Raw genomic sequence first — 481 nt, 5'->3', positions numbered from 1 at the left:
GAACACCTGGACAACCAGGTACTCCAGAACAACCAGGAACACCTGAACAACCAGGAACACCTGGACAACCAGGTACTCCAGAACAACCAGGAACACCTGAACAACCAGGAACACCTGAACAACCAGGTACACCTGGACAACCAGGAACACCTGAACAACCAAGTAAACCAGTAAGACAAAGCAAGAAATTGCCAAAAGCTGGTGCTGATTACGAATTATTGAAACTTGCAGCTGGTGCATTATCAATAGTTAGTGGTTTCGGATTATCTCTTGGAAGAAAAAAAGAAGACTAATAAATAAATATAGTTAAATTTTTGGAAGCAATTCATGATATGTACCCTCTTTACTGGACATCCAGTAAGGAGGGTATTTTTATGAAATATAGTTATGAATTTAAAAAAGAATGCGTACAGTTGTACAGAGAAGGAAGATGGGCGGATACACCTGAAGGAGTTAAAGAAAAGAGATTTCATGACACAAT

1 pseudogene is annotated in these 481 nt (G+C 39.5%); it reads left to right on the top strand.

Features of this window, described 5'->3' with window-relative positions:
- Positions 1-293, top strand: a pseudogene (locus tag ACU68W_RS09255) (hypothetical protein); the annotation flags it as partial.
- Between the last annotated feature and the right edge of the window lie 188 nt (positions 294-481).

The organism is Finegoldia sp. P2-F-LR (assembly GCF_052932265.1).
The sequence above is the reverse complement of the archived record's forward strand: the minus strand, read 5'-3'. Positions and strand labels throughout refer to the sequence as shown.